We start from the raw sequence: 23,967 nt of genomic DNA, 5'->3' as shown, positions 1-23,967 counted from the left end.
AACGCGGACATCCTGGCTTTATGCGGTGCCCTTGCGTTTTTCGCGAGCAAGCTCGCTCCTACATTAATGGCATCACCGTTACCCGCACTTCCGGGTCATGGCTCCCTCCCCCCAGAATCACCCCCCGCAACGGCGAGACATCGGAAAAATCCCGGCCCCAGGCCAGGGTGATGTGCTCCAGTGCCGGCTGCACGTTGTTGGTCGGATCAAAATCCACCCAACCTGACACCGGGCAAAATACCGACACCCACGCGTGCGACGCATCGGCGCCGATCAGCCGTGGCTGGCCAGGCGGCGGCTGGGTCAGCAGGTAGCCACTGATGTAACGCGCCGCCAGGCCCCGTGAGCGCAGGCAAGCGAGCATCAGATGGGCAAAGTCCTGGCAAACCCCCCGTCGGCGCTCCAGCACCTCCACCAGCGGCGTGGCGACCTGGGTGGCTTCGGCATCGAAGGTGAACTCGCTGAAAATCTTCTCCATCAACGCCTGCACGCCCAACAACAGCGGACGACCGGCAGGAAAACAACTCTCGGAGAACTCGACGAAGGTTTTCTTCAGATGCACGTAGGGCGATTCAAAACGATAACGGCACGCCTCGATGGCCTCTGCCGACAACGGCTGGCTGCTGTAGGTCAGGCTGTCGCGAGTCTGGTCCCAGGGCGGTGACTGGCTGAAATCCAGCACCGGCCGGGCCAGCACTTCGACGGTCAAGCCGGCATTGACCAACAATTCATCATGGGGCCGCTCGAACGCCAGCCGGGTGATCGGGTTGCCAAACACGTCCAGCTCATCGCGGCGCGCAGTCGGTTCGGGGCTGATCTCCAATTGCCGCGAAGTGCAGCGCTGCCAGGCACAGGGGCGCGGCCACAAGTGCGCCAGTTGCTGGGCCAGGGACACCGGGCTGTCGTAGTGGTAATGGGTATCGTGGAAAATCTGGTAGCGCGCACTCATCACACAGACACCGTTTGCTGGCTGACATCATCCACATGGGCAAAATGGCGCAAGGCCAGGCGATCGGAAACTTGCCCGCTTTCATCGGCGACGGCCTGCAACAGGTCCGCCAGGCCATCGAGGGCCGCGCGTACGCCGGCGTCGCCAAACAGCGGGTTCTCCAGGCAACCCAGGTCAAAGCGCGACAGGCGCTCCACCAGCGGCGCCAGGCCGGTCTCCCGCGGCACACCGAAGTCATCGTTGAGCCGGCGCAGGGTGCGGCTCACCAGTTTGAGCTGGAACAGCACTGCGTGGGGGTTCTGTTCATCCAGTAGCAACAGGTCCAGCACCGGAATCAATTGCGGCACCGCCAGGTAGCGCGAGCGGTAGGTGATGCTGCTGTTGCCCAGCTCCAGCAACCAGTCCAGCCCGGCCTGATCGAACACCGCCACGCCGCGCAAGAAGGCCGCGAGGCTGCTGCTGAGAAATTGCAGGCGCTCGATACGCCGGCCCATCATCAAGAAACGCCAGCCTTCGTCGCGGGTCATGTCGTCCAGGGCAAAACCGGACAAGGCCGCCAGGGACATCACCAGACGGTTGAGGAAGTCCAGTAACTGGCCAAAGTCCGGGGTCTCGCTTTCCAGCTCCATGGCCTCGCGCTGCAACTCCACCAGAGCCTGCCAGTTCTCCCGGGACAACTTGCCGCGCACCTGGGACGCCGCCCACTGCAAACGCTGCAAATTGGCACGCAGGCTCGACGGCCAGTCATCACCGAGCAGGGCTTCCAGCAGCCGCTCTGGCAACTCACCCTCCTCCGGCAGCAGGCGCAGGCTTTCTCCAAGCTCCACGGCGGCCTGCAAGGCCAGCGGATCGTCACCGTCGACATAGCGGGCGAGGACGATGCGCAGCCAGCGTGCACTGTCATCACAGCGCTCACAGTAACGGCCGAACCAGAACAGGTTTTCCACCACCCGCGAGGGCAGGTACGGGTCGCGGCGCACCAGGTCGTGAGCGCCAATCACTCGCTGCGCCCGCCATTGTTCGCCACCTGGGGCGCGCTCGCCCAGGACCCAGGTGTCCTTGCTTGCCCCACCACGTTGCATCGACACCACTTCTGCGTCCGCCTGCGCCGCCACACGGGTCAGGCCGCCCGGCAACACCCGGTAGCCGTCTTCGCTGGCCACCGCGTACACGCGCATGCCGATGGCGCGATGCTGTAGATGATCGTCCACCGTGTGCCAGACCGGCGCCTGGGACAGTTGCGCCAACTCTTGCGCGACGTAGGCATAGGGGCGCGCCTGTATTCGTTCAGCCAGAGCCTGGCGTTGTTCCTGGTTCAGGTCGCGACCAAACACCGGGGCAAAACTTTGCGAGGGAAACGCCGGCTTGATCAGCAGCTCCGGGAGCTTTTCCAGGGCTTCAGCCAGCACCGGCGCCTCGCCGCACCACCAGGTGGCGATGGACGGCAGGATCAGTTCTTCGCCAAACAGAAACTGATTGATCTTCGGCAAAAAACCCAGCAAGCCGGGAGACTCCAGCACGCCGGCGCCCAAGGCGTTGGCCACCAGTACATTGCCCTGGCGCACCGCATCCAACAGGCCGGGCACGCCCAGGGCCGAGTCGGTGCGCAGCTCCAGCGGGTCGCAAAAATCATCGTCCAGCCGCCGCATGATCGCGTGTACACGGCGCAGGCCGCTGAGGGTCTTGAGGTACACCGTACTGTCGCGCACCGTCAGGTCGCCGCCTTCTACCAGTGGGTAACCGAGCTGGCGGGCCAGGTACAGGTGTTCGAAATAGCTTTCGTTGAACCGCCCCGGGGTCAGCAGCACGATCAGCGGCGGCTGGTCATCGCCCGGCGCCTGGCGGGCCAGGGTTTCCTGCAGGGTGCGGAAAAAGCCGGTGAGGTGCTGCACTTGCAAGTCGCGATACAGGTCCGGGAACGCACGGGACACGATGGTCCGGTTTTCCAGGGCGTAGCCGGCGCCGGACGGCGCCTGGGTGCGATCCGCCGTGACCCACCAGCGACCGTCCGGGGTGCGCGCCAGGTCCACCGCATACAGGTGCAGGAACACGCCATCGGGCGGCTGGATGCCCTGGCACGGCCACAGGTAATTGTTATGCCCGAACACCAGCTCTGCTGGCAGCAAACCTTCGGCAATCAGACGTTGCGGGCCGTACAGGTCGGCCAGCACGGCGTTGAGCAACCGTGCGCGCTGGGCGATGCCCGCGGACAAATGCGCCCACTCATCCGCCGCCAATACGTGCGGCAGCAAGTCCAGCTCCCAGGGGCGGTCCGCGCCCTTGGGGTCGGCGTAGACGTTGTAGGTCACGCCGTTTTCCTGGATCTGGCGGGTCAGCAACGCCTGGCGCTGGGCCAGTTGTGCCGGGGTGCTGCGCTGCAGATGGTCAAGCAAGCGCCGCCAATGGGTACGGACGGCACCGCTGTCGTCCAGCAGTTCGTGATAAGTGCCCGCAGTCAGCGGGTAACGGTCGAGCAAGTCGGACATGGAACGCTCGGCAGAGGCATGGGGGCTCAGATTAACTCACAAACACTGCAAATCTACTGTAGGAGCTGGCTTGCCGGCTCCTACAGTAGGATTGTGTTTAGTCATTTTTATGGGGAAACCGCCGCAGATCCAGGGTCATTGGCAACTCGTCGTTCACGACCACCGGCGGTACTGGCAGCTTCCCGGGGCTATGCCCCAAGCGGAAAAACCGCGCCATGCGCCGGCTCTCGGCTTCATTGGCATTGACCGGCAGGCTGTCGTAATTGCGCCCGCCCGGATGGGCCACATGGTATTGGCAGCCGCCCAGGGAACGCTGCATCCAGGTATCGAGCAGATCAAACACCAGCGGCGCATGCACCGGGATGGTCGGCTGCAAGCAATTGGCCGGTTGCCAGGCGCGATAGCGCACGCCGGCGACAAACTCACCCACACGCCCGGTGGCATGCAGCGGCACGGCCACGCCGTTGCAGGTCAGCACATAACGCTGCGGCGGCAAGCCGCTGAGTTTCACCTGCAAGCGCTCAAGGGATGAGTCCACATAACGCACCGTCCCGCCCGCCGCGCCCTCCTCGCCCAGCACATGCCAGGGCTCCAGGGCCTGGCGCAGTTCCAGTTCGATACCGCTGACGGCATAGTCGCCGATCTTGGGAAAGCGGAACTCCAGGTGCGCGGCGAACCACTCGGCGCGCAGCGGGTAGCCGGCCGCGTTGAGGTCGACGATAACGTCGGCAAAGTCCTGCTCGATAAAGTGCGGCAGCAGGAAACGGTCGTGCAGTTCCGTGCCCCAGCGCGCCAGTTTCGGCGGCGCGTAGGGCTCGCGCCAAAAACGCGCCACCAGTGCCCGCAGCAGCAACTGCTGGGTCAGGCTCATGCGCGCGTGGGGCGGCATTTCAAAGGCACGCAGTTCCAGCAGGCCCAGGCGCCCGGTGGCGCCGTCGGGGGAGTAGAGCTTGTCGATGCAAAACTCGGCGCGATGGGTGTTGCCGGTGACGTCAATCAGCAGGTTGCGCAACAGCCGGTCCACCAACCAAGGTGGGCATTCCTCCCCAGGCTCGGGCATCTGCGCGAAGGCGATTTCCAGTTCATACAGCGCATCGTTGCGCGCCTCATCCACCCGTGGCGCCTGGGAGGTCGGGCCGATAAACAGGCCGGAAAACAGGTACGACAAGGACGGATGGTTGTGCCAATAGCTGATCAAACTGCGCAACAGGTCCGGGCGACGCAGGAACGGTGAGTCCTTGGGCGTGGCGCCGCCGAGCACAAAGTGGTTACCGCCACCGGTGCCGGTGTGACGCCCGTCGATCATGAATTTTTCGGTAGTCAGGCGGGTTTGCCGGGCCTCTTCATAGAGGAACTCGGTGCGCTCCACCAATTCATCCCAGGTCGCGGACGGCTGCACATTGACTTCGATTACGCCGGGGTCGGGCGTGACGCGGAAGTTGCTCAGGCGCGGATCGCTTGGCGGCTCGTAGCCTTCCAGCAGCACCGGGCAATGCAGTTCTTCGGCGCAGGCCTCGATGACCGCCACCAGCTCCAGGTAATCCTCGACCCGCTCCAGGGGCGGCATAAACAGATAGAGCCGACCTTCCCGCGCCTCGGCACACAAGGCGGTACGCGTCAGCCAGTCAGCCGACTCGTCGATCCTGGGCACCCGCTCTTCACTGGGAGCAGGCTCGCCAGGGGCCGGCGCCGTGACAGGCAATGGCGGCAGATCCTGATTGGGATCGGTCGGATGCACGAAGGGGTAGTCGGCCGCCGTCACCCACGGCTGCGAGGCCAATGGCAAACGATAGCCCAGCGGCGAATCCCCAGGCACCAGCCGACAATGGTTGTCGCGCAGGTACCAGCGACCGCTTTGCCAGCGATCATTGGCCGCCGTGCGCGCCAGCGGTAAAACCTGGCCAATGACTTTATCCAGGCCCTGGGTAAACACCTTGCGCAGTCGCGCACGCTCCAGTTCGTCGTCCAGTCGCGGGTCTTGGGCACTGACATTCTGTGCCAGCGCACCCTCGCGCCACAGGTAGTAGAAATTGTCTTCGTAGGCCGGGAACACAAAGCGCGCCGGCAACTTCAGGCGCTCGGCGACACTGGCCAGAAAGCGCCCGGCCATCACCTCATCGGCGCCGTAGTCCTGCTGTTCATCGGCGATCAACGCGCTGTTGTGCCAGACCGGCACGCCATCGCGACGCCAATGGCAGTTGAGGGACCAACGCGGCAATTGCTCGCCGGGGTACCACTTGCCCTGGCCGAAATGCACCAGCCCCTTGGGCGCATAGTGCTTGCGCATGCGCTGGAACAACTCGGCAGACAGCCGACGCTTGTCCGGGCCCAGGGCGGCGGTGTTCCACTCGGCGCCGTCGGGGTCGTCGATGGAGACAAATGTCGGTTCGCCGCCCATGGTCAGGCGCACGTCGTCCTTGAGCAGGTCGCCATCAATCTGCCGCCCCAGCGCCTGGATCGCCAGCCACTGCTCTTCGGTGTAGGGCTTGGTGACACGTGGCGCTTCCCAGATGCGCTCCACCGACATCTCGTGGGTAAATTCGCACTCGCAGGGCTCGACCAGACCACTGATAGGCGCCGCTGACGAAGGATCAGGACTACAGGCCAACGGGATATGCCCTTCACCAGCGAACAACCCGGACGTAGCATCCAGGCCAATCCAGCCCGCGCCCGGCAAATACACTTCGCACCAGGCGTGCAGGTCGGTGAAGTCCACCTCGGTGCCCGAGGGGCCGTCGAGGGCCTTGACGTCGGCGGTGAGCTGAATCAGGTAACCGGAAACAAACCGCGCCGCCAAGCCCAGGTTGCGCAGCAACTGCACCAGCAGCCAGGCCGAATCGCGGCACGAGCCGCTGGCGTTTTCCAGAGTGAACTCCGGGGTCTGTACGCCGGGCTCCATGCGGATCAGGTAGCCGATATCGGCAGCCAGGCGCTGATTGAGGCCAACCAGGAAGTCCACGGCTGGCAGTGGCGTGCGGTCGATACCGGCCAGGTACGCGGCGAACTTCGGCGTCAGCGGCAAGGTTTCCAGATACGGCGCCAGCTCGCGCTGCTCATCGGCGGCGTAACTGAAGGGGATTTTTTCAGCGTAGGGTTCAAGGAAGAAATCGAACGGGTTGAACACCGCCATCTCGGCGACCAGATCCACCTCGATGCGCAGCTCATCGGTCTTTTCCGGGAAAACCAAGCGCGCCAGGTAATTGCCCTGGGGGTCTTGCTGCCAATTGATGAAATGCTGCTCGGGCAGCACTTTCAGCGCGTAGGACAGGATCCGCGTGCGGCTATGGGCCGCCGGGCGCAGGCGCACAATCTGCGGGCCAAGCTCCACAGCGCGGTCGTAGCGGTAATGCGTAACATGGTGCAACGCGACATGAATCGACACGGCGGCCTCCTGCGAGCCAGGGCATGGAAACAAAGCGCGCAAGACTTATGCCAGAGCGGCGGTCATTGCGCTTTATCAAGGGACCCGGTGCAGTACAGCACCAAAACGGCGCGAGAGTGACCGCCGTGGTGCAAGGGTTGCACACATTTGTGGCGAATGTGGGTGGGGCGGTATCGGTTTGGCGGCCAATGGGGTGGGGAATCACCTCGACTTCCTTATTATTGCCCGCTCATGTTTACGTCGCTTGCTAATGGCCGCCGATACTTTCCGGCGCATATGGTGAAGCTCTACGGCTTTTGCACACATTTCTCGATGGCGTTTACTGCGCAGCAGCAGCAGCCCAAGTACCGGCCAAAAGAAGCTTTCTGCGTAAATGAATGGGTGCGGCGAGAACTGAAAACCTGGCAAGGCAACCAATAGGCAGGCGATGAAAAGGCCGTACATGCCCTTGGCCCACTTCGGTCGCCCATAGGCGATCATGAAGTTGCAGTGTGTGATAAATAAAGCCAAGACCACGCAGGCATTTTCAGCAGCAGCATTTGATAACGATGGTAAATAATAATTTTCCACCAACACGACAACAGCAGTACTGCCGAAGAAACCTGAAAAAAATTACGCCAATAAACACGGGGAAATTACGGACCAAAAAAGGACGAAGTGGCACGAGAAACTTCATTCTGATGTCTCCTCGTAGAGTCCAACCGCAATAGTCCGGATGTTGCCGGAACGCATGCTGCCAGTAATGCCCGATACGGCGCCAAGGGCATCAAGCATCTGCATGATGGTCCCGCGCCTTACTTCAGCCGAGGTGTAGCGCTTTGGCATCTCTCCAGCCATTTGTTTCAGCTTGATCATTTTCCGGGTCAATTCCGGATGGTTGATACTGAGTAACTCCCTGGTGAGCTTTACCCGCTCCTGTCGACTCAGCCCTTTGAGTACCTGGTGTGTGTTTTTCCCCGTTGCCTTTTTGAGCATGCTGACGAACCGAATCGTCGACAGCGCTGCGCTACCAGCACCTAACAACGAAGCCGCATCCAATCCGGTCGTTACGGCCTGATACCATTGATCGCTATCCAGAGCGTCATTACGGGCAGGGTCAGTCATTTCATTCCTGGTCCGGCGAGCGCCAATCACGCACTGGATCGAACTGGCTACTGCTGACGTATAACTAATCACAGCAACCACACCCGTCGCCCCGAAGGTAAAAGGACTCAGCACCGAGCCCCCCACAACTGATCACCGCCGAACTACACGCCAACGCCGCATTAACCGCTTCAAACGCCACCTGCGACTCTCGCGGCTCGTTCTCCAGCCGCCGAGCAAACTCCACCCGCCCGATATAGCTGGGAGCTTCCCGCAAAATCACCTTCTTCGGCGCAATGCTGCAAATCGGCTGAAACTCACGCAACACCACCACGCGCATTTGCGCATCGAGATACACCACCCCGGCCCCGACAATAGCGGGATCAGCGTCGATGGCCGCAAACAATCGGCGTAGGTCGATACTGCTTTCAACCCGTTGCCGCGTCATGGAATGGTCGATGGAGAAACCATCCCTCAATACACTGGAAGTCATCCTTTTACTCCTGAGTACACAAGAGCGCCGAGCGTAAAGACAGTGCATCGCTCAAGAATGTCGGATTTTTTCCTTTCTTCAGACAGCCACTTCCTGAACGTACCTCAAGGCCATGCGGGACTTACCGAGGATGTACTGAGCGAAATGATCAACCTGAACTTCTCCAAGATCGAAGTCAGCTATCAGCCGCAGAAGTCCGATGGAGGCAAGGATGGTGGGGCTATCAAGTTCGGCTGGAATATTCGCGAAAACATCAAAATCTGAAGGTATGAGCCAAGGTGTTTGCCCCCCCTCAGTTGGTCTTGCCTACCGTGTTTTTTGCCTGGCGATTGCAGCCTTGCGCAATTGACGAATGTCGAAAAACTTCTGACGCATTACGCGATGGAGCTTGCTATTGAGCAGCAGTAGCGCCAGCAATGGAAACAGTAGGCTCAAACCATAGATTAACGAATGCTGCCGATCACTGATGGCGGGTAACACACCCAGGAAACACAGCCCCAAAAGCACCACCAGCGGCCACACCCATTGTGGACGCCCGCGCGCAATCATAAAGTTGCAGTGCACGATGAACAGAGTGAGCGCTATGCCCCCCAGGAAGGAATACTTGGTGTTGTCTGCCATGGAAAGGCTTGGCAAATAGCTGTCGAAAAACAACGGGACCGCAAACACCAGAGTAAAAATGGACGCGAATATAGCCCCCATAAAGACCGGAAAATACTTCGACAGAAAACTACGAATGCTGGGCAGCTCATTCATTGCTCGCGTTCCTAGTGCAGGCCACAGCAGTTGCTACCTTCTGAATAATGTTGAGGTTGTGAGGGGGCATCATTTTTTGCGCTGTGATTTCAAGGATTGGCGCAGACGACGGATCTCCAGAAGCTGACGGCGCATGTCCCTATGACGTTGACTATTGAACAACAACAGCCCCAGCAACGGAAACAACAGCCCTATTACATACGCAGCCATATGTGGCCGATAGCTATAGGTCGGCAGCACGACCAGAAAACAGACAACGTAGAAGGCTGCGATGGCCCAAGCCCCCCACTCTCGCCCTCTAATCATGACGAAATGGCTGAACGCCAAGAGCAATCCCAAGAAAACTGCCGCCAGAAAAGAATAGCGCGCCCGCTCTGGGTCACTGCGAAAAAATGTACTTGATGCCAGTGAAATTGCGACAGAGAGAGAGAAGCAGGCAAGGAAAAATGCGCATATAAACGCTGGAAAATACTGGGCTAAAAAAGCTTTCAGCGAACCTTGGCGATCCATCACTCAAGCTCCTCATACAGGCCAACTGCAACAGTTCGAATGTTGCCTGATAAGGCGCTCCCGGTAAAACCAATGGCAGCGCCCAGGGAATCTCTGATCTGCGTCACAGTAGCGTGATTGATCTCGGTCGCCGAATAGCGCTTGCTCAACTCACCGGAGCGCTGGCGCAGTTTCAAGAGCTTATTGCTCAAGCTTGGATCTTTCAGGCTTAGCAACTCCTTGGTGAGCGCCTTACGTTGCTGACGGGTCAACCCCTTGGACAACTCGTACCAACTTCTGCCAGTCGTCACCTTTCGAGCCTGCAGCAGCCGAAGAGTCGTCAGAGTTGAGGCGCCGGCACCCAGCAGTGAAGCGGCGTCCAATACCGGCATTGCATAGCGATACCAGTCTTCGCTATCCATATCGTCATTGGCTGCCGGGTCATTGAGTTCGTTGATAGTTCTCATACCCCCGACTACACATTGCGCAGTACTGGCCGCTGCAGCAGTCGCGCCAATGCCCGTCACCACCAGGCTCGCGCCCCCCGTGAAAGGCACGGCGACTGTGCCGCTGAACACGACAATCCAACCGAGGATTGCACCCGCACAAGACAGGGTCGTATTGACCGCTTCCCCCACCAACCGAGACTCACGCGGGTTGTTTGTCACCTGCTGGGCAAACTGCGCCGGCGCAATGTACCTCTGCGCCTCACGTAAAATGATGCGCTTGGGCTTGATGCTGCAGATCGGCTTGAACTCGCGCAGAGTCACGACATTGAAGTCCGCATCGATATACACCACGCCCGCACCGACGATGCCGGGGTCGGCGTCGATGGCGGCGAACAGGCGGGGCAGGTTGATCTGGCTTTCGATGCGCTGGCGCGCCATGAACTGGGAGCGGCTGGAGTCCATGCCGATGTTGAGCAGGGGGTTGCTCATGGGGTGTTCTTCCTTGACGGGTTCGAGTGGCCGCAGAGGCCTCATTCCTGTAGGAGCGAGCTTGCTCGCGAAAAACTCACAAGCGCCGCGTTTGTCCAGGCAGCTCGCGTTATTGTTGACGTTTTTCGCGAGCAAGCTCGCTCCTACAGGTATGGCGGTTTAACGGGCGCCACCTTAACAAACAGGTTTCCCTGCCGCTAGAAAGCAAAACGCCAGCACGGAGGCTGGCGTTTGGCATTTCAGGCTGCAATCAACGCGGCACTACCGGCTTGCGCGCAGGCTTGCCGCCCTTGCCCTTGGCCGCATCAGCGCGCTCCTTGGCCGCCTGCTTGTTACGCGCCTGAGCTGCGGCCTTGGCCTGTTCGCGCTTGTCCCACGGGTTGCTACCGTCGCTGCCACGGGGTGGCAGGCCGGTGTGCTGGGTGAGGATCTTGGTGGTGGTTTCCTTGGCGACCTTATGGCTGCCCACCGGCGTCGAGTTCTTGCGACGGGCGCTCTGGTAGCTGTCAGTGCTCGGCTGGTGCAGCGGGATCAACTGGTCCTTGCCCGGCCCGATCAGGTCGGCGCGGCCCATGCGGGTCAGTGCTTCACGCAGCATCGGCCAGCCCTTCGGGTCGTGGTAGCGCAGGAAGGCCTTGTGCAGGCGGCGCTGGTCTTCGCTCTTGACGATGGTCACCGCATCGCTCTTGTAGGTGACCTTGCGCAGCGGGTTCTTGCCCGAGTGGTACATCGCGGTGGCGGTGGCCATCGGCGAGGGGTAGAACGCCTGCACCTGGTCGGCACGGAAGCCATTGCCCTTGAGCCACAGGGCCAGGTTCATCATGTCTTCATCGGTGGTGCCCGGGTGGGCGGCGATGAAGTACGGGATCAGATACTGTTCCTTGCCCGCTTCCTTGGTGTACTTCTCGAACATGCGCTTGAACTTGTCATAGCTGCCAATGCCCGGCTTCATCATCTGGTTGAGCGGACCTTCCTCGGTGTGTTCCGGGGCGATCTTCAGGTAGCCACCGACGTGGTGGGTCACCAGCTCCTTGACGTACTCCGGCGACTCGACAGCCAGGTCATAGCGCAGGCCGGAAGCGATCAAAATTTTCTTCACACCCGGCAACGCACGGGCGCTGCGGTACAGTTGGATCAAGGAGGAGTGGTCGGTGTTCAGGTTCGGGCAGATGCCCGGGAACACGCAGGATGGCTTGCGGCACGCAGATTCGATTTCCGGGCTCTTGCAGGCGATGCGGTACATGTTCGCGGTCGGGCCGCCGAGGTCGGAAATCACACCGGTGAAACCCGGAACCTTGTCACGGATCTCTTCGATCTCGCGAATGATCGACTCTTCGGAACGGTTCTGGATGATCCGGCCTTCGTGCTCGGTGATCGAGCAGAAGGTGCAGCCGCCGAAGCAGCCACGCATGATGTTCACCGAGAAGCGGATCATGTCGTAGGCCGGGATTTTCTCCTTGCCGTACACAGGATGCGGGACACGCGCGTAAGGCATGCCAAACACGTAGTCCATTTCTTCGGTGGTCATGGGAATGGGCGGCGGGTTGAACCACACGTCCACTTCACCATGCTTCTGCACCAGGGCGCGGGCGTTGCCAGGGTTGGTTTCCAGGTGGAGCACACGGTTGGCGTGGGCATACAGCACGGAGTCGCCACGGACTTTTTCCACGGACGGTAGACGAATGACCGTCTTGTCACGGGTCATGCGCGGGCTGGCCAGGATCTGTACGACCTTGGCCTCCTCCGGATCTTCAACCGGTCCCTTTTCCTGCTCGATGGCGCAGGCCTGGGTGTCCTGGGTATTCACGTACGGGTTGATGATCTTGTCGATCTTGCCCGGACGGTCGATACGGGTGGAGTCCACCTCGTACCAGCCTTCAGGCGTATCACGGCGAATGAACGCAGTGCCGCGCACGTCGGTGATGTCTTCGATCTTGTGGCCCCACGACAGGCGCTGGGCGACTTCGACAATCGCCCGCTCGGCGTTACCGTACAGCAGGATATCGGCGGTGGCGTCGATCAGGATCGAGTTGCGCACCCGGTCCTGCCAGTAGTCGTAATGGGCGATGCGGCGCAGGGAAGCCTCGATGCCGCCGAGTACGATCGGCACGTTCTTGTAGGCTTCCTTGCAGCGCTGGCTGTACACCAGGCTGGCGCGGTCCGGACGCTTGCCGGCCATGCCGCCCGGGGTGTAGGCGTCGTCGGAACGGATTTTCTTGTCGGCGGTGTAGCGGTTGATCATCGAGTCCATGTTGCCGGCCGCGACGCCGAAGAACAGATTCGGCTCGCCGAGCTTCATGAAGTCGTCTTTGGACTGCCAGTTGGGCTGGGCAATGATCCCGACGCGAAAGCCCTGGGACTCCAGCAGCCGGCCGATGATTGCCATGCCGAACGACGGATGGTCAACGTACGCATCACCGGTGACGATGATGATGTCGCATGAATCCCAGCCAAGCTGATCCATCTCCTCCCTGCTCATCGGCAGGAATGGCGCTGGACCGAAACATTCGGCCCAGTACTTGGGATAGTCAAATAACGGCTTGGCTGTTTGCATGACGGTGACCGGTGTTGAGATGAAAAATCGCGGGCGCGGAATATAGCACAAATTTTGACCAATTCCGACGGTAATGGTCGGAATTGTGGAGTGCCCTGAATTGTGAATACATTTGAAATGTGGGAGCGGGCTTGCTCGCGAAAGCGGTGTGTCAGTCAATACATCTATTGACTGATCCGCCGCCTTCGCGAGCAAGCCCGCTCCCACATTGGATGGCGCTTATTCGTCGTCGAAGTTGTAGCTGCCTGGCGCAAGGTTTTCGAAACGCGTGTACTTGCCGATAAACGCCAGGCGCGTGGTGCCGATCGGGCCGTTCCGCTGCTTGCCGATAATGATCTCGGCGATGCCTTTATGCTCGGTCTCCGGGTGATAAACCTCATCCCGGTAAACGAACATAATTACGTCAGCATCCTGCTCGATCGCTCCGGATTCGCGCAAGTCAGAGTTGATCGGGCGCTTGTTCGGGCGTTGCTCCAGGGAGCGGTTGAGCTGCGAGAGCGCAACCACAGGGCAGTTGAATTCCTTGGCCAGGGCTTTGAGGGAGCGCGAGATTTCAGAAATTTCGTTGGTCCGGTTGTCGCCGCCAGAGCCAGGGATCTGCATCAATTGCAGGTAGTCGATCATGATCAGGCCGACGTCGCCGTGTTCACGGACCAGGCGCCGAGTACGCGCGCGCATTTCCGACGGGCTGATGCCAGCGGTGTCGTCGATGAACAGCTTACGGTCGTTGAGTAGGTTGACCGCCGAGGTCAGGCGCGGCCAATCGTCGTCTTCGAGGCGACCGGCACGCACCTTGGTCTGGTCGATGCGGCCCAGGGACGAGAGCATCCGCATGATCAGCGATTCACCTGGCATCTCCAGGGAGTACACCAGTACGGCTTTCTCGCTGCGCAGTACCGCGTTTTCCACCAGGTTCATGGCAAAGGTGGTCTTACCCATGGACGGACGACCGGCGACGATGATCAAGTCAGCCGGTTGCAGGCCACTGGTCATGCCGTCGAGGTCGGTGTAGCCAGTGGACAGGCCGGTAATGGCGTTGTCGGTGTTGAACAGGGTATCGATTCGGTCGATGGCCTTGGTCAACAGGTCGTTGACGCTGACAGGGCCGCCAGTCTTCGGTCGCGCTTCGGCGATCTGGAAGATCTGCCGTTCGGCCTCATCGAGAATCTCTTCTGCCGTACGCCCTTCAGGGTTGAAGGCGCTGTCGGCGATTTCCGTAGCGATGCCAATCAACTGCCGCAAGGTGGCCCGTGCACGGACGATCTGCGCATAGGCCTTGATGTTGGCGACGGACGGTGTGTTTTTCGCCAGTTCACCAAGGTAGCCGAGACCGCCCACCTGTGAGGTCTGACCTTCCTTGTCCAATTGCTCGGCAAGGGTCACGACGTCGATGGGGGAGTTCAGATCGGCCAGCTTGGCAATGGCACGGAAGATCAGGCGGTGGTCATGGCGATAGAAGTCACCGTCCGAGACTTGATCGAGCACACGTTCCCAGGCGTTGTTGTCCAGCATCAAGCCACCGAGCACGGCCTGTTCGGCCTCGATGGAATGCGGCGGCACCTTCAGGGCAGCGGTTTGCAGATCGTATTGCTCAGGAGCGGAGATATCGTTCATGGCCACTTGAAATTAGGGGGTCTGAAAAAACAAAAGGCACGACCTGTAAACAGGATCGTGCCCGATGTTAACTGGCTGACACGCGAGGTGCCAGTCAGTTAGGTGCTTCTTAAGCTGCTACCACGACAACGCGTACGGTGGCTTCAACTTCAGCGTGCAGGTGCACGGCTACGTCGAATTCGCCTACGTTGCGGATGGTGCCGTTCGGCAGACGAACTTCGCTCTTCTGCACTTCAACGCCGGAGGCGGTCAGTGCATCAGCGATGTCGTGAGTACCGATCGAACCGAACAGCTTGCCTTCGTCGCCAGCGGTGGCAGTGATAGTCACTTCCAGCTCGGCCAGTTGGGCAGCACGGGTTTCAGCCGAAGCTTTCTTGTCTGCTGCAGCTTTTTCCAGCTCAGCGCGACGCTCTTCAAACGCGGCCAGGTTGGCAGCGGTTGCAGCGGTGGCTTTGCCGTATGGCAGCAGGTAGTTACGACCGTAGCCGGCCTTAACGTTTACTTTGTCGCCCAGGTTGCCCAGGTTGGCGACTTTTTCCAGAAGGATCAGTTGCATGTGAAAATCCTCTAACTTTTAACCTTCACCGTTCGCGTTATCGGCGTCTTTCGGCGCCAGACGACCGCGAAAATCAATCAGGCCGTCGACAATGGCCAAGACCACGAGTAACGGATAGATCAGCTGCATAAACAGCAACAGCGTCACGTACAACCCCACCAGCCAGAACTTGGCCAGGCGCTTCTGCGCCACCAGCCCGTGTATCAGGGCCAGCCCGGCAATCACCAGCGGTACGCTGCACAACGGCGTCAACATGGCCATTTGCGGGCCGAAGTTCGGCCCTACAAGCATGCACGCCAGCAGCAACATCGCTGGGCCTGCGGGGATTCTGATACTGCGAAACTCGCGACCAAAACCACCCGGGTTATACAACAACGCCTGCCAGTAGCGCCCAAGAATCAGGCTCAGCACACTGACGATCTGCAACAGTGCCGCTATCAGGCCGGTCAGGACCGGGGCAATCAGTGTGGCCATGCGCGCTCGCTCATCTACCGACAATTGCTGGTAGAGATCCCCGAGGGCCAGTGGCAGGATTTTTACCAACTCCTGCGACAGCGCCTCGATTTGCGGGCGGAAAGCCGCGCCAAGCACCACTGAATACACCACTCCCAATGCCACGCTGACCAGCAGCGTACGGACCCAGGACTCACTTGCGCGCAGAACCAACGCAAGGCTCGACGACCCCAGCAGTACCAGAAGTACCCGTGGATCGTCGAATTGCAGCCACCAGATCAAGGCCGGCAGCAACCCCAGGGCAAGAACGCCCAAGGCGTCCTTCAAACCGCGCCGCAGCAGCACAAGGCTTCCTGCGGCAGCACCCAACCAATACAACAACGGCAACGCTGCACATCCAGCCACTACCAGAGTGGCCTGCACACGACCGCGCATGATGAACTCAGCTAAGGCGCGCATGCATTCAATCCCTTACTACTTGTCGACTGCCCGGTCTCAGCGGCCGTGGCTGTCGGTGTAGGCCAGCAGGGCCAGGAAGCGGGCGCGCTTGATAGCGGTGGCCAGCTGACGCTGATAACGAGCTTTGGTACCGGTGATACGGCTTGGAACAATTTTGCCGGTCTCGGATACGTAGGCTTTCAGAGTGTTGAGATCTTTGTAGTCGATCTCCTTCACTTCTTCAGCGGTGAAGCGGCAAAACTTACGACGACGGAAGAAACGTGCCATTTGATAGGCTCCTTAATAAGGTCCGTGGATTACTCGTCAGCGTTATCGCTGTTGTCGCTGTCATCACTATCAGCGCTTTCAGCGCCTTCGTGCTCAGGACGGTCGCGACGCTCACGGCGCTCACTGCGGTTTTCTTCAGCCTTGAGCATCTCGGATTGGCCGGTAACGGCTTCTTCGCGACGGATGACCAGGTTACGGATCACTGCATCGTTGTAGCGGAAGTTGTCTTCCAGCTCGGCCAGGGCCTTGCCAGTGCACTCAACGTTCAGCATCACGTAGTGAGCCTTGTGAACATTGTTGATTGCGTAGGCCAGTTGACGACGGCCCCAATCTTCCAGACGGTGGATTTTGCCGCCGTCTTCTTCGATCAGCTTGGTGTAACGCTCAACCATGCCGCCGACTTGCTCGCTTTGATCCGGGTGGACCAAAAAGATGATTTCGTAATGACGCATGAATGCTCCTTACGGGTTGTAGCCTGCCGCTCAAAAACGGTCAGACAAGGAGTGAATGACACTTAGGAATCTTGCCACTGGGAGGCACATGCGTGCCCGCCGGGAAGGCAAGGGGCGCAATTGTAGAGAAGGGGGAGAAAGGGCGCAAGGCAATTGGTGATTATTTGAACAATCTTTCAAACACTGCAAAACCAGTGTGGGAGCGGGCTTGCTCGCGAATACGTTAGGCCAGCCAACATTTATGGCGACTGACACTGCGCATTCGCGAGCAAGCCCGCTCCCACATTTGGACCTGCGCCAGACCGGATTACTTCTTGGTCTTGGCCTTGGCGCCACGCTGGCGCTGGGCTTCGAACAGGCAGACGCCCGTTGCGACTGAAACGTTGAGGCTGCTGACGCTACCGGCCATCGGCAAGTGCACCAGGTAGTCACAATGCTCGCGGGTCAGGCGACGCATGCCCTTGCCTTCGGCGCCCATGATCAGGATGGTCGGGCCAGTGAGGTCCTGGTCATAAATGCTGACCTCAGCCTCCCCCGCCGTGCCCACGACCCACAAACCGCGCTGCTGGAGTTTTTCCAGGGTGCGCGCCAGGTTGGTCACGGCCACCAGCGGAATTACTTCCGCCGCGCCGCAGGCAACTTTACGTACAACCGGCGTCAAGGTAGCCGACTTGTCTTTAGGCACGATCACCGCCAACGCGCCGGCAGCATCTGCCGAACGCAGGCAGGCGCCGAGGTTGTGTGGGTCGGTCACGCCGTCCAGCACCAGCAACAGCGGCGCGCCTTCGGTACGGTCGAGCAGCTCGTCGAGCATCGCCTCGCCCCAGACCTGGCTCGGACTCACGTCCGCAACCACACCCTGGTGCACGCCTTCGACCCAGACGTCCATTTCACGACGCTCGGCCTGGCCGATGGCAACCTTGTTTTGGTTGGCCAGTTCGACCAGCGCTTGCACGCGCGGCTCACTGCGACCTTCCGCCAGCCATACCTGCTTGACGCGCTTAGGGTGGTGACGCAGCAACGCTTCTACGGCGTGCACGCCGTAGATTTTTTCCAGACTCATGACTTGGCCTTAGGTTTGCGCGACCCGCCGCTTTTCGCGGGGGCCGAACCCGCTTTAGGCGGGCCTTTACGGTGTTTACTCGGTTTGCTCGACGGCTTGTCGGCGCCCTGGGACTTTCCCCCAGACGCCGCTTTACCACCGCTTTTGGCTTCGTTGAGCAACTGTTGCTTCAACTCACGGCTTTTGCGCAGCTCGGCGTTTTTCGCCGCGGCATCGCTAGGACGGTAGGCGTCGCTGGCTTTTTCCTTGGTCGAAGAACGACGAGCAGGCTTGGCAGCTGCAGGCTCGGCGGCGGCAGCCTTTGCAGGCGCGCCTTTTTTTGCCGGAGCGGTGGTTTCAGCGCCGCGCTTTTTGCGACCAATCGGCGCCTCGATGGTTTTTTCGGCCATCTCGAAGTCGATCTTGCGCTCATCGAGATCGACGCGCATGACCCGTACTTCCACGGTATCGCCCAAACGGAAGCTACGACCAGTGCGCTCGCCCGCCAGGCGGTGATGCACAGGGTCGAAGTGATAGTAGTCACCCGGCAAGGCAGTGACGTGCACCAGGCCTTCGACGTAGATATCGGTCAGCTCGACGAACAGGCCAAAACCGGTCACGGCGGTGATCACGCCCGGGAACGACTCGCCCACGCGATCCTTCATGAACTCGCACTTGAGCCAGTTCACCACGTCACGGGTGGCTTCGTCGGCACGGCGTTCGCTCATGGAGCACTGCTCGCCCAACTGTTCCAGGGCCGCCTCGTCGTACGGATAGATCCGCGCCTTCGGAATGGTCATGGCACCGGCGCGCTTGACGTGCGGGGTGTTTTGCTTGGAGTGGATCACGCTGCGGATTGCGCGGTGCGTGAGCAGGTCCGGGTAACGGCGAATCGGCGAGGTGAAGTGGGTGTACGCCTCGTAATTCAGGCCGAAGTGGCCCTGGTTATCGGCGCTGTACACCGCCTGGCTCAAGGAGCGCAGCATCACGGTCTGGATCAGGTGGAAATCCGGACGGTCCTTGATGCTGGCCAACAGAGCCTGGTAGTCCTTCGGCGACGGACCGTCCTTGCCTTTGTGCAGGGACAGGCCGAGCTCACCGAGGAAGGCGCGCAGTTTTTCCAGGCGCTCCGGCGGCGGGCCATCGTGGACCCGATACAGCGCAGGAATCTCGTGCTTTTTCAGGAACTCGGCGGTGGCCACGTTGGCCGCCAGCATGCATTCCTCGATCAGCTTGTGCGCGTCATTACGGGTAGTCGGCGTGATCTCGGCGATTTTGCGCTCGGAACCGAAGATGATCCGGGTTTCCTGGGTTTCAAAATCGATCGCGCCACGCACATGACGTGCGCCCAACAGCACCTTGTACAGCGAGTAGAGCTGCTTGAGGTGCGGAACTACGTCTGCATACTGGGTGCGCAAAGCCTTGGCTTCGCTGGTTTTCGGCGTTTCCAGGATGGTGCTGACCTTGTTGTAGGTCAGGCGCGCCTGGGAGTGGATCACCGCTTCGTAGAACTGGTAATCGGTCATTTCACCGGTTTTCGAGATAGTCATCTCGCACACCATGGCCAAACGGTCGACTTTCGGGTTCAGGGAGCACAGGCCGTTGGACAGCTGCTCAGGCAGCATCGGAATCACGCGCTCAGGGAAGTACACGGAGTTGCCGCGCACCTGGGCTTCGTTATCCAGGGCCGAACCGATCTTCACGTAGCTGGATACGTCGGCAATCGCGACGAACAACTTCCAGCCGCCGGAGAACAGGCGCAGCTTGCCAGGCTTGGCTTCGCAGTAGACCGCATCGTCGAAGTCGCGGGCATCTTCGCCGTCAATGGTGACGAACGGCAGATGGCGCAGGTCGATGCGTTTTTCTTTGTCTTTTTCTTCGACTTCCGGCTTGAGTTTGGCGGCTTCTTTAAGCACGGCCTCAGGCCAGACGTGGGGGATATCGTAGGTGCGCAGCGCAACGTCGATTTCCATGCCCGGCGCCATGTAGTTGCCGACCACTTCGACGATATCGCCCTGCGGCTGGAAGCGCGGGGTTGGCCAGTGGGTGATTTTCACCTCGACGAACTGACCGACCTTGGCGGCGCCATTACGGCCCGGGGTTACCAGCACTTCCTGCTGGACCTTCGGGTTGTCCGGAATCACAAAGCCGATGCCGCCTTCTTCGAAGTAACGACCGACGATGGACTCGTGGGCACGGGACACCACTTCGACGATCACGCCTTCACGGCGACCGCGACGGTCCAGGCCCGACACGCGCGCCAGGGCACGGTCGCCATCGAACACCAGGCGCATTTGCGCCGGGCTCATGAACAGGTCATCGCTGCCATCGTCAGGGATCAGGAAGCCGAAACCATCACGGTGACCGGCAATGCGGCCAAGGATCAGGTCGAGCTTGTCCACCGGCGCGTAAGTACCGCGACGGGTGTAGATCAACTGTGCATCGCGCTCCATGGCGCGCAGGCGGCGGCGCAGTGCTTCGAGTTGGTCTTCGGTGGTCAGACCGAATTCTTCAACCAGCTGCTCGCGGCTAGCAGGCGAACCCCGATCGGCGAGGTGCGCCAGGATCAGTTCACGGCTAGGAATAGGGTTTTCATATTTTTCCGCTTCACGAGCGGCCTCGGGATCGAGGGACTGCCAATCGGCCATTAGAGAGTTTTCACCTTGTCTATATGCGGGTTAGTTTGGCATACGCGTATTGAAACGGGAAATTTCCAGCAATAACTAGCCGGGAAATGCGTTTTATAGCCCCGGGAAACCACCTTGCGCGACCGCCTGCGAATTTTTCCAGGCTTTTTTGATGACGGGGGTTTACAGCTCAAAAGGCACTCCGTATAGTGCGCGCCATCGACGACGGCAACGTTGAAGATACTGCCCAGATGGTGAAATTGGTAGACACGCCAGCTTCAGGTGCTGGTGGCCGCAAGGCCGTGGAAGTTCGAGTCTTCTTCTGGGCACCAATTCAAAACTCAAGGTCATCCTTGAGTTTCACAAAAACCCGCGAAAGCGGGTTTTTGCGTTACAGGCCTTTGATTTTTAACTGAAAAGTTGATTTATAAAATCAAATCAGGGGTTTACAGATCAAAAAGCCCTCCGTATAGTTCGTCCCATCAACAGCGGCAACGTTGCTTGATAATGCCCAGGTGGTGAAATTGGTAGACACGCCAGCTTCAGGTGCTGGTGATCGCAAGGTCGTGGAAGTTCGAGTCTTCTCCTGGGCACCAAATTCAGATCAAACCCGCGAAAGCGGGTTTTTTCGTTTCCGGGGTTTAAAAACCCCGCCAGCCATTCCAGCCCTACCGGACTTGAGAAGGTTTATCGTTTATCCTTGTAAGAATTTGTTGCATACAAGTGAGGAACACCCCGGATGATGATCCGCGATACCCGTCTCAAGACATCCCTTCTGCGTGGCCTGACCATCACTCTGCTCGGCCTGAGCCTGCTCTCGCCCACCGCCTATTCCGCCGACAAGGTTGAACTGACCCTGTACAACGGCCAGCACAAGGAGGTCGGCGATGAACTCGCCAAGGCCTTCGAAGCCAAGACCGGCATTCACGTCAATGTGCGCAAGGGCAGCAGCAATCAGCTGGCCAGCCAGGTCGTCGAAGAAGGCGAACGCTCCCCCGCCGATGTGATCTACACCGAAGAATCGCCACCACTGAACAAGCTCGGCGAACAAGGCCTGCTCGCGACCATCGATGCCAGCACGCTTGATGTCCTGCCCAAGGAATACGTAGCCGCCGACGGCGCCTGGATGGGCGTAACCGCACGTACCCGCGTCGTGGCCTTCAACCCGAAACTGATCAAGGAAGAAGAGCTGCCCAAGTCGGTACTGGATTTTGCCGGGCCAGAGTGGCAAGGCAAGGTTGGCTTCGTTCCCACCAGCGGTGCCTTCCAGGAACAAGCCGTCGCCATCCTCAAGATGCACGGGCGCGACGCCGCCGAAGAATGGCTGACCGGCCTGCGCGCGTTCGGCAAGGTCTACAGCAACAATATGGTTGCGCTAAAAGCCGTGGAAAATGGCGAAGTAGCCACAGTGCTGGTGAACAACTACTACTGGTTTGCCCTGAAAAAGGAAAAGACCAACCTGGATTCGCAACTGCACTACTTCACCGATGGCGATGCTGGCGGTCTGATTACCGTATCCGCAGCGGCAGCACTGAAGTCCAGCAAACATCCCAAGGAAGCCCAGCAGTTGCTGGCGTTCATGGCCAGCGAAGAAGGCCAGCGCGTGATTACCAACACGTCCGCCGAATACCCGTTGCGCAAAGGCATGGAATCCAATCGCGGCCTCAAGCCTTTCAGCGAACTGCAACCACCGAAAATCACCCCTGCCGACCTGGGCAATGCCGAAGAAGCCCTGGAGCTGGAACGTGAGGTTGGCCTGAACTGATGAACCCGCCGCTACCAACCCCCGCCTTGCGCGGGGGTTTTAGTCCAAGGCGCAAGCGCCCGTCAATCTGGTTGCTGTTGCCGGTTTTGCTATTGGTGGGCCTGAGCCTGTTGCCATTGGTGTATGTCGGCCTCAAGGCCTGGCAAGCCGGGTGGGCCGAGGCAGTGCATCTGCTGTGGCGACCGTATGTGTTCGGATTGCTGCGCAACACTTTGGCACTGATGATCGGCGTAACCGTGGCCTGCGCCGTGATCGGCCTGTCCCTGGCCTGGCTGCTGGAACGCAGCAATCTGCCGGGACGGCGGATCTGGGGGGTCATTCTGTGCCTGCCGTTTGCCGTACCGGCATTTGTCAGCAGCTTCACCTGGGTGTCATTGAGCGCCCAGTTCGAAGGCCTTGGCGGGGCGATCCTGGTGATGACCCTGTCCAAGTACCCACTGGTGTTCCTGCCGGTGGCGGCCACCCTGCGCAACCTGGATCCGTCCCTGGAAGAGTCGGCGCGCACCCTGGGCCTGAATCGCTGGAGCGTGTTCTTTCGCATTACCCTGCCGCTGCTATGGCCATCGCTACTGGCTGGCGCCCTGTTGATTGCCTTGCATATGCTGGTGGAGTTCGGCGCCCTGTCGATCATCGGCCTGCAAACCTTCACAACGGCGATCTACCAGCAGTTCGAGCTGGAGTTCAGCAATGCCAATGCGGCGATGCTGTCTGCGGTGTTGCTGATGATGTGCCTGACTCTGCTCTGGCTGGAATTGCGCGTGCGCGGCAAGGGCCGCCATGTGCGCACCGGGCAAGGCGCGGCGCGGCATGCCGAGCAGGTTCGACTGGGTAAATGGGCACCACTGGGTCAGCTTTATTGCTTGATGCTGGCGATCATTGGCAGCGGCATTCCACTGGGGATGCTCGGTTACTGGCTGGCCGTGGGGTCTTCGGCCGCCTTCCCGGTTGCGCAAATCAGTGAGGCGTTGCTGTCCTCCCTGGCCTTGTCCCTGGGCGGCGCCGCACTCTGCCTGGCGCTGGCAGTGCCCGTCGGCTTGCTGGTGGTGCGCTACAAGGGCCAACTGGCGCTCTGGGCTGAACGTCTGCCCTACCTGCTGCACGCCCTGCCCGGCCTGGTGATTGCCTTGACCCTGGTGTATTTCGCCCTGCATTACGTGCCGGCGCTGTATCAGACCTCAGCACTGCTGTTGATCGCGTATGCATTGCTGTTCTTGCCGCTGGCCCAGGCGCCGATCCGGACCGCGCTGAACAAGGCGGCGCCACAACTGGAGGAAGCTGCGCGGACATTGGGGGCGTCTTCGTTCAGCGCGTTCTGCCGGGTGACCCTGCCGATTATCTTTCCCGCATTGGGGGCGGCGTTTGCGCTGGTGTTCCTGGATGCGATGAAGGAGTTGACGGCAACACTGCTGCTGAGCCCGACTGGGCTGAACACCTTGGCCACTGCCGTATGGGCGCATACCTCGAATGTGGAGTTTGCGGCGGCGGCGCCTTATGCGGCGTTATTGATTGTGGTGTCGGGGTTGCCCGTGTATCTGCTCACGACGCGGATGTATCTGAGCCGCTGAGACCGCAATCGCGGGCAAGCCCGCTCCTACAGGTGTG

The 23,967-nt window shown here is 60.0% G+C and carries 17 protein-coding genes, 2 tRNA genes and 2 pseudogenes; 5 read left to right on the top strand and 16 right to left on the bottom strand.

Annotated elements, in window-relative coordinates:
* Nucleotides 1-58: 58 nt before the first annotated feature.
* The 5 genes and pseudogenes from FJD34_RS19070 to FJD34_RS19050 form a co-directional block, all read right to left on the bottom strand.
* A complete protein-coding gene (locus FJD34_RS19070; RefSeq protein WP_090292845.1) occupies nt 59-949 on the bottom strand; it encodes a transglutaminase family protein in 891 nt (296 codons plus the stop codon).
* A complete protein-coding gene (locus tag FJD34_RS19065) occupies nt 949-3,435 on the bottom strand; it encodes a circularly permuted type 2 ATP-grasp protein (protein WP_032862026.1) in 2,487 nt (828 codons plus the stop codon). Before FJD34_RS19065 ends, FJD34_RS19070 begins: the two co-directional genes overlap by 1 nt.
* A 97-nt stretch (nt 3,436-3,532) precedes the next feature.
* Entirely contained in the window at nt 3,533-6,817 is a 3,285-nt protein-coding gene (locus FJD34_RS19060; protein ID WP_090292843.1) for a transglutaminase family protein, read from the bottom strand.
* 201 nt (nt 6,818-7,018) lie between these two features.
* Nucleotides 7,019-7,393, bottom strand: coding sequence for a hypothetical protein (locus FJD34_RS19055; protein ID WP_223232728.1), 375 nt, complete (start codon nt 7,391-7,393; stop codon nt 7,019-7,021).
* Between the two features lie 96 nt (nt 7,394-7,489).
* Nucleotides 7,490-8,393 (bottom strand): annotated as a pseudogene (locus tag FJD34_RS19050) (NAD synthetase).
* A gap of 123 nt (nt 8,394-8,516) precedes the next feature.
* Here FJD34_RS19050 and FJD34_RS19045 point away from each other — a divergent pair.
* Nucleotides 8,517-8,657: pseudogene (locus FJD34_RS19045) on the top strand (type VI secretion system tube protein Hcp); the annotation flags it as partial.
* Nucleotides 8,658-8,699: 42 nt separating this feature from the next.
* Here the strand turns inward: FJD34_RS19045 and FJD34_RS19040 are convergent.
* The 11 genes from FJD34_RS19040 to rnr form a co-directional block, all read right to left on the bottom strand.
* Nucleotides 8,700-9,149 carry a hypothetical protein gene (locus tag FJD34_RS19040; RefSeq protein WP_032862030.1) on the bottom strand — a complete coding sequence of 150 codons (450 nt, stop codon included), beginning with the start codon at nt 9,147-9,149 and terminating at the stop codon, nt 8,700-8,702.
* A gap of 69 nt (nt 9,150-9,218) precedes the next feature.
* Nucleotides 9,219-9,659, bottom strand: coding sequence for a hypothetical protein (locus FJD34_RS19035; protein ID WP_090292842.1), 441 nt, complete (start codon nt 9,657-9,659; stop codon nt 9,219-9,221).
* Nucleotides 9,659-10,576, bottom strand: a complete 918-nt coding sequence (locus FJD34_RS19030; RefSeq protein WP_090292840.1) for an NAD synthetase — start codon at nt 10,574-10,576, stop codon at nt 9,659-9,661. The genes FJD34_RS19035 and FJD34_RS19030 overlap by 1 nt, the downstream gene beginning before the upstream one ends.
* 250 nt (nt 10,577-10,826) lie before the next feature.
* Nucleotides 10,827-13,130, bottom strand: coding sequence for a YgiQ family radical SAM protein (locus tag FJD34_RS19025; RefSeq protein WP_032862035.1), 2,304 nt, complete (start codon nt 13,128-13,130; stop codon nt 10,827-10,829).
* Between the two features lie 219 nt (nt 13,131-13,349).
* The gene (gene dnaB / locus FJD34_RS19015; protein ID WP_032862036.1) at nt 13,350-14,744 is read right to left on the bottom strand and encodes a replicative DNA helicase; all 1,395 of its coding nucleotides are present in this window, start codon (nt 14,742-14,744) and stop codon (nt 13,350-13,352) included.
* A gap of 109 nt (nt 14,745-14,853) precedes the next feature.
* Nucleotides 14,854-15,300 carry a 50S ribosomal protein L9 gene (rplI, locus tag FJD34_RS19010; RefSeq protein WP_003171376.1) on the bottom strand — a complete coding sequence of 149 codons (447 nt, stop codon included), beginning with the start codon at nt 15,298-15,300 and terminating at the stop codon, nt 14,854-14,856.
* Nucleotides 15,301-15,318: 18 nt separating this feature from the next.
* Nucleotides 15,319-16,212 carry a YybS family protein gene (locus FJD34_RS19005; protein ID WP_029299607.1) on the bottom strand — a complete coding sequence of 298 codons (894 nt, stop codon included), beginning with the start codon at nt 16,210-16,212 and terminating at the stop codon, nt 15,319-15,321.
* Nucleotides 16,213-16,248: 36 nt separating this feature from the next.
* Nucleotides 16,249-16,479 (bottom strand): 30S ribosomal protein S18, encoded by a 231-nt coding sequence (gene rpsR / locus FJD34_RS19000; RefSeq protein ID WP_003171373.1) that lies wholly within the window; start codon nt 16,477-16,479, stop codon nt 16,249-16,251.
* Between the two features lie 29 nt (nt 16,480-16,508).
* On the bottom strand, nt 16,509-16,931 hold the full coding sequence (gene rpsF, locus FJD34_RS18995; RefSeq protein ID WP_003217491.1) for a 30S ribosomal protein S6: 423 nt from the start codon (nt 16,929-16,931) through the stop codon (nt 16,509-16,511).
* 307 nt (nt 16,932-17,238) lie between these two features.
* A complete protein-coding gene (gene rlmB, locus FJD34_RS18985; RefSeq protein ID WP_032862039.1) occupies nt 17,239-17,994 on the bottom strand; it encodes a 23S rRNA (guanosine(2251)-2'-O)-methyltransferase RlmB in 756 nt (251 codons plus the stop codon).
* Nucleotides 17,991-20,621: a ribonuclease R gene (gene rnr, locus FJD34_RS18980; protein ID WP_032862040.1), complete on the bottom strand. Its 2,631-nt coding sequence runs from the start codon at nt 20,619-20,621 to the stop codon at nt 17,991-17,993. The genes rlmB and rnr overlap by 4 nt, the downstream gene beginning before the upstream one ends.
* Nucleotides 20,622-20,845: 224 nt before the next feature.
* Between rnr and FJD34_RS18975 the strand changes: the two genes are divergently transcribed.
* The 4 genes from FJD34_RS18975 (at nt 20,846) to FJD34_RS18960 (ending at nt 23,930) form a co-directional block, all read left to right on the top strand.
* Nucleotides 20,846-20,932, top strand: a tRNA-Leu gene (locus FJD34_RS18975).
* A 177-nt stretch (nt 20,933-21,109) separates the two neighbouring features.
* Nucleotides 21,110-21,196, top strand: a tRNA-Leu gene (locus tag FJD34_RS18970).
* 143 nt (nt 21,197-21,339) lie between these two features.
* Nucleotides 21,340-22,365 (top strand): extracellular solute-binding protein, encoded by a 1,026-nt coding sequence (locus FJD34_RS18965; RefSeq protein ID WP_090292839.1) that lies wholly within the window; start codon nt 21,340-21,342, stop codon nt 22,363-22,365.
* Nucleotides 22,365-23,930: an ABC transporter permease gene (locus FJD34_RS18960; protein WP_032862042.1), complete on the top strand. Its 1,566-nt coding sequence runs from the start codon at nt 22,365-22,367 to the stop codon at nt 23,928-23,930. Before FJD34_RS18965 ends, FJD34_RS18960 begins: the two co-directional genes overlap by 1 nt.
* Nucleotides 23,931-23,967: the final 37 nt, after the last annotated feature.

It is taken from the genome of Pseudomonas brenneri, from assembly GCF_007858285.1.
GTDB classification, from domain to species: Bacteria; Pseudomonadota; Gammaproteobacteria; order Pseudomonadales; family Pseudomonadaceae; genus Aquipseudomonas; species Aquipseudomonas brenneri.
This window is presented reverse-complemented; position numbering and strand designations above follow the sequence as displayed.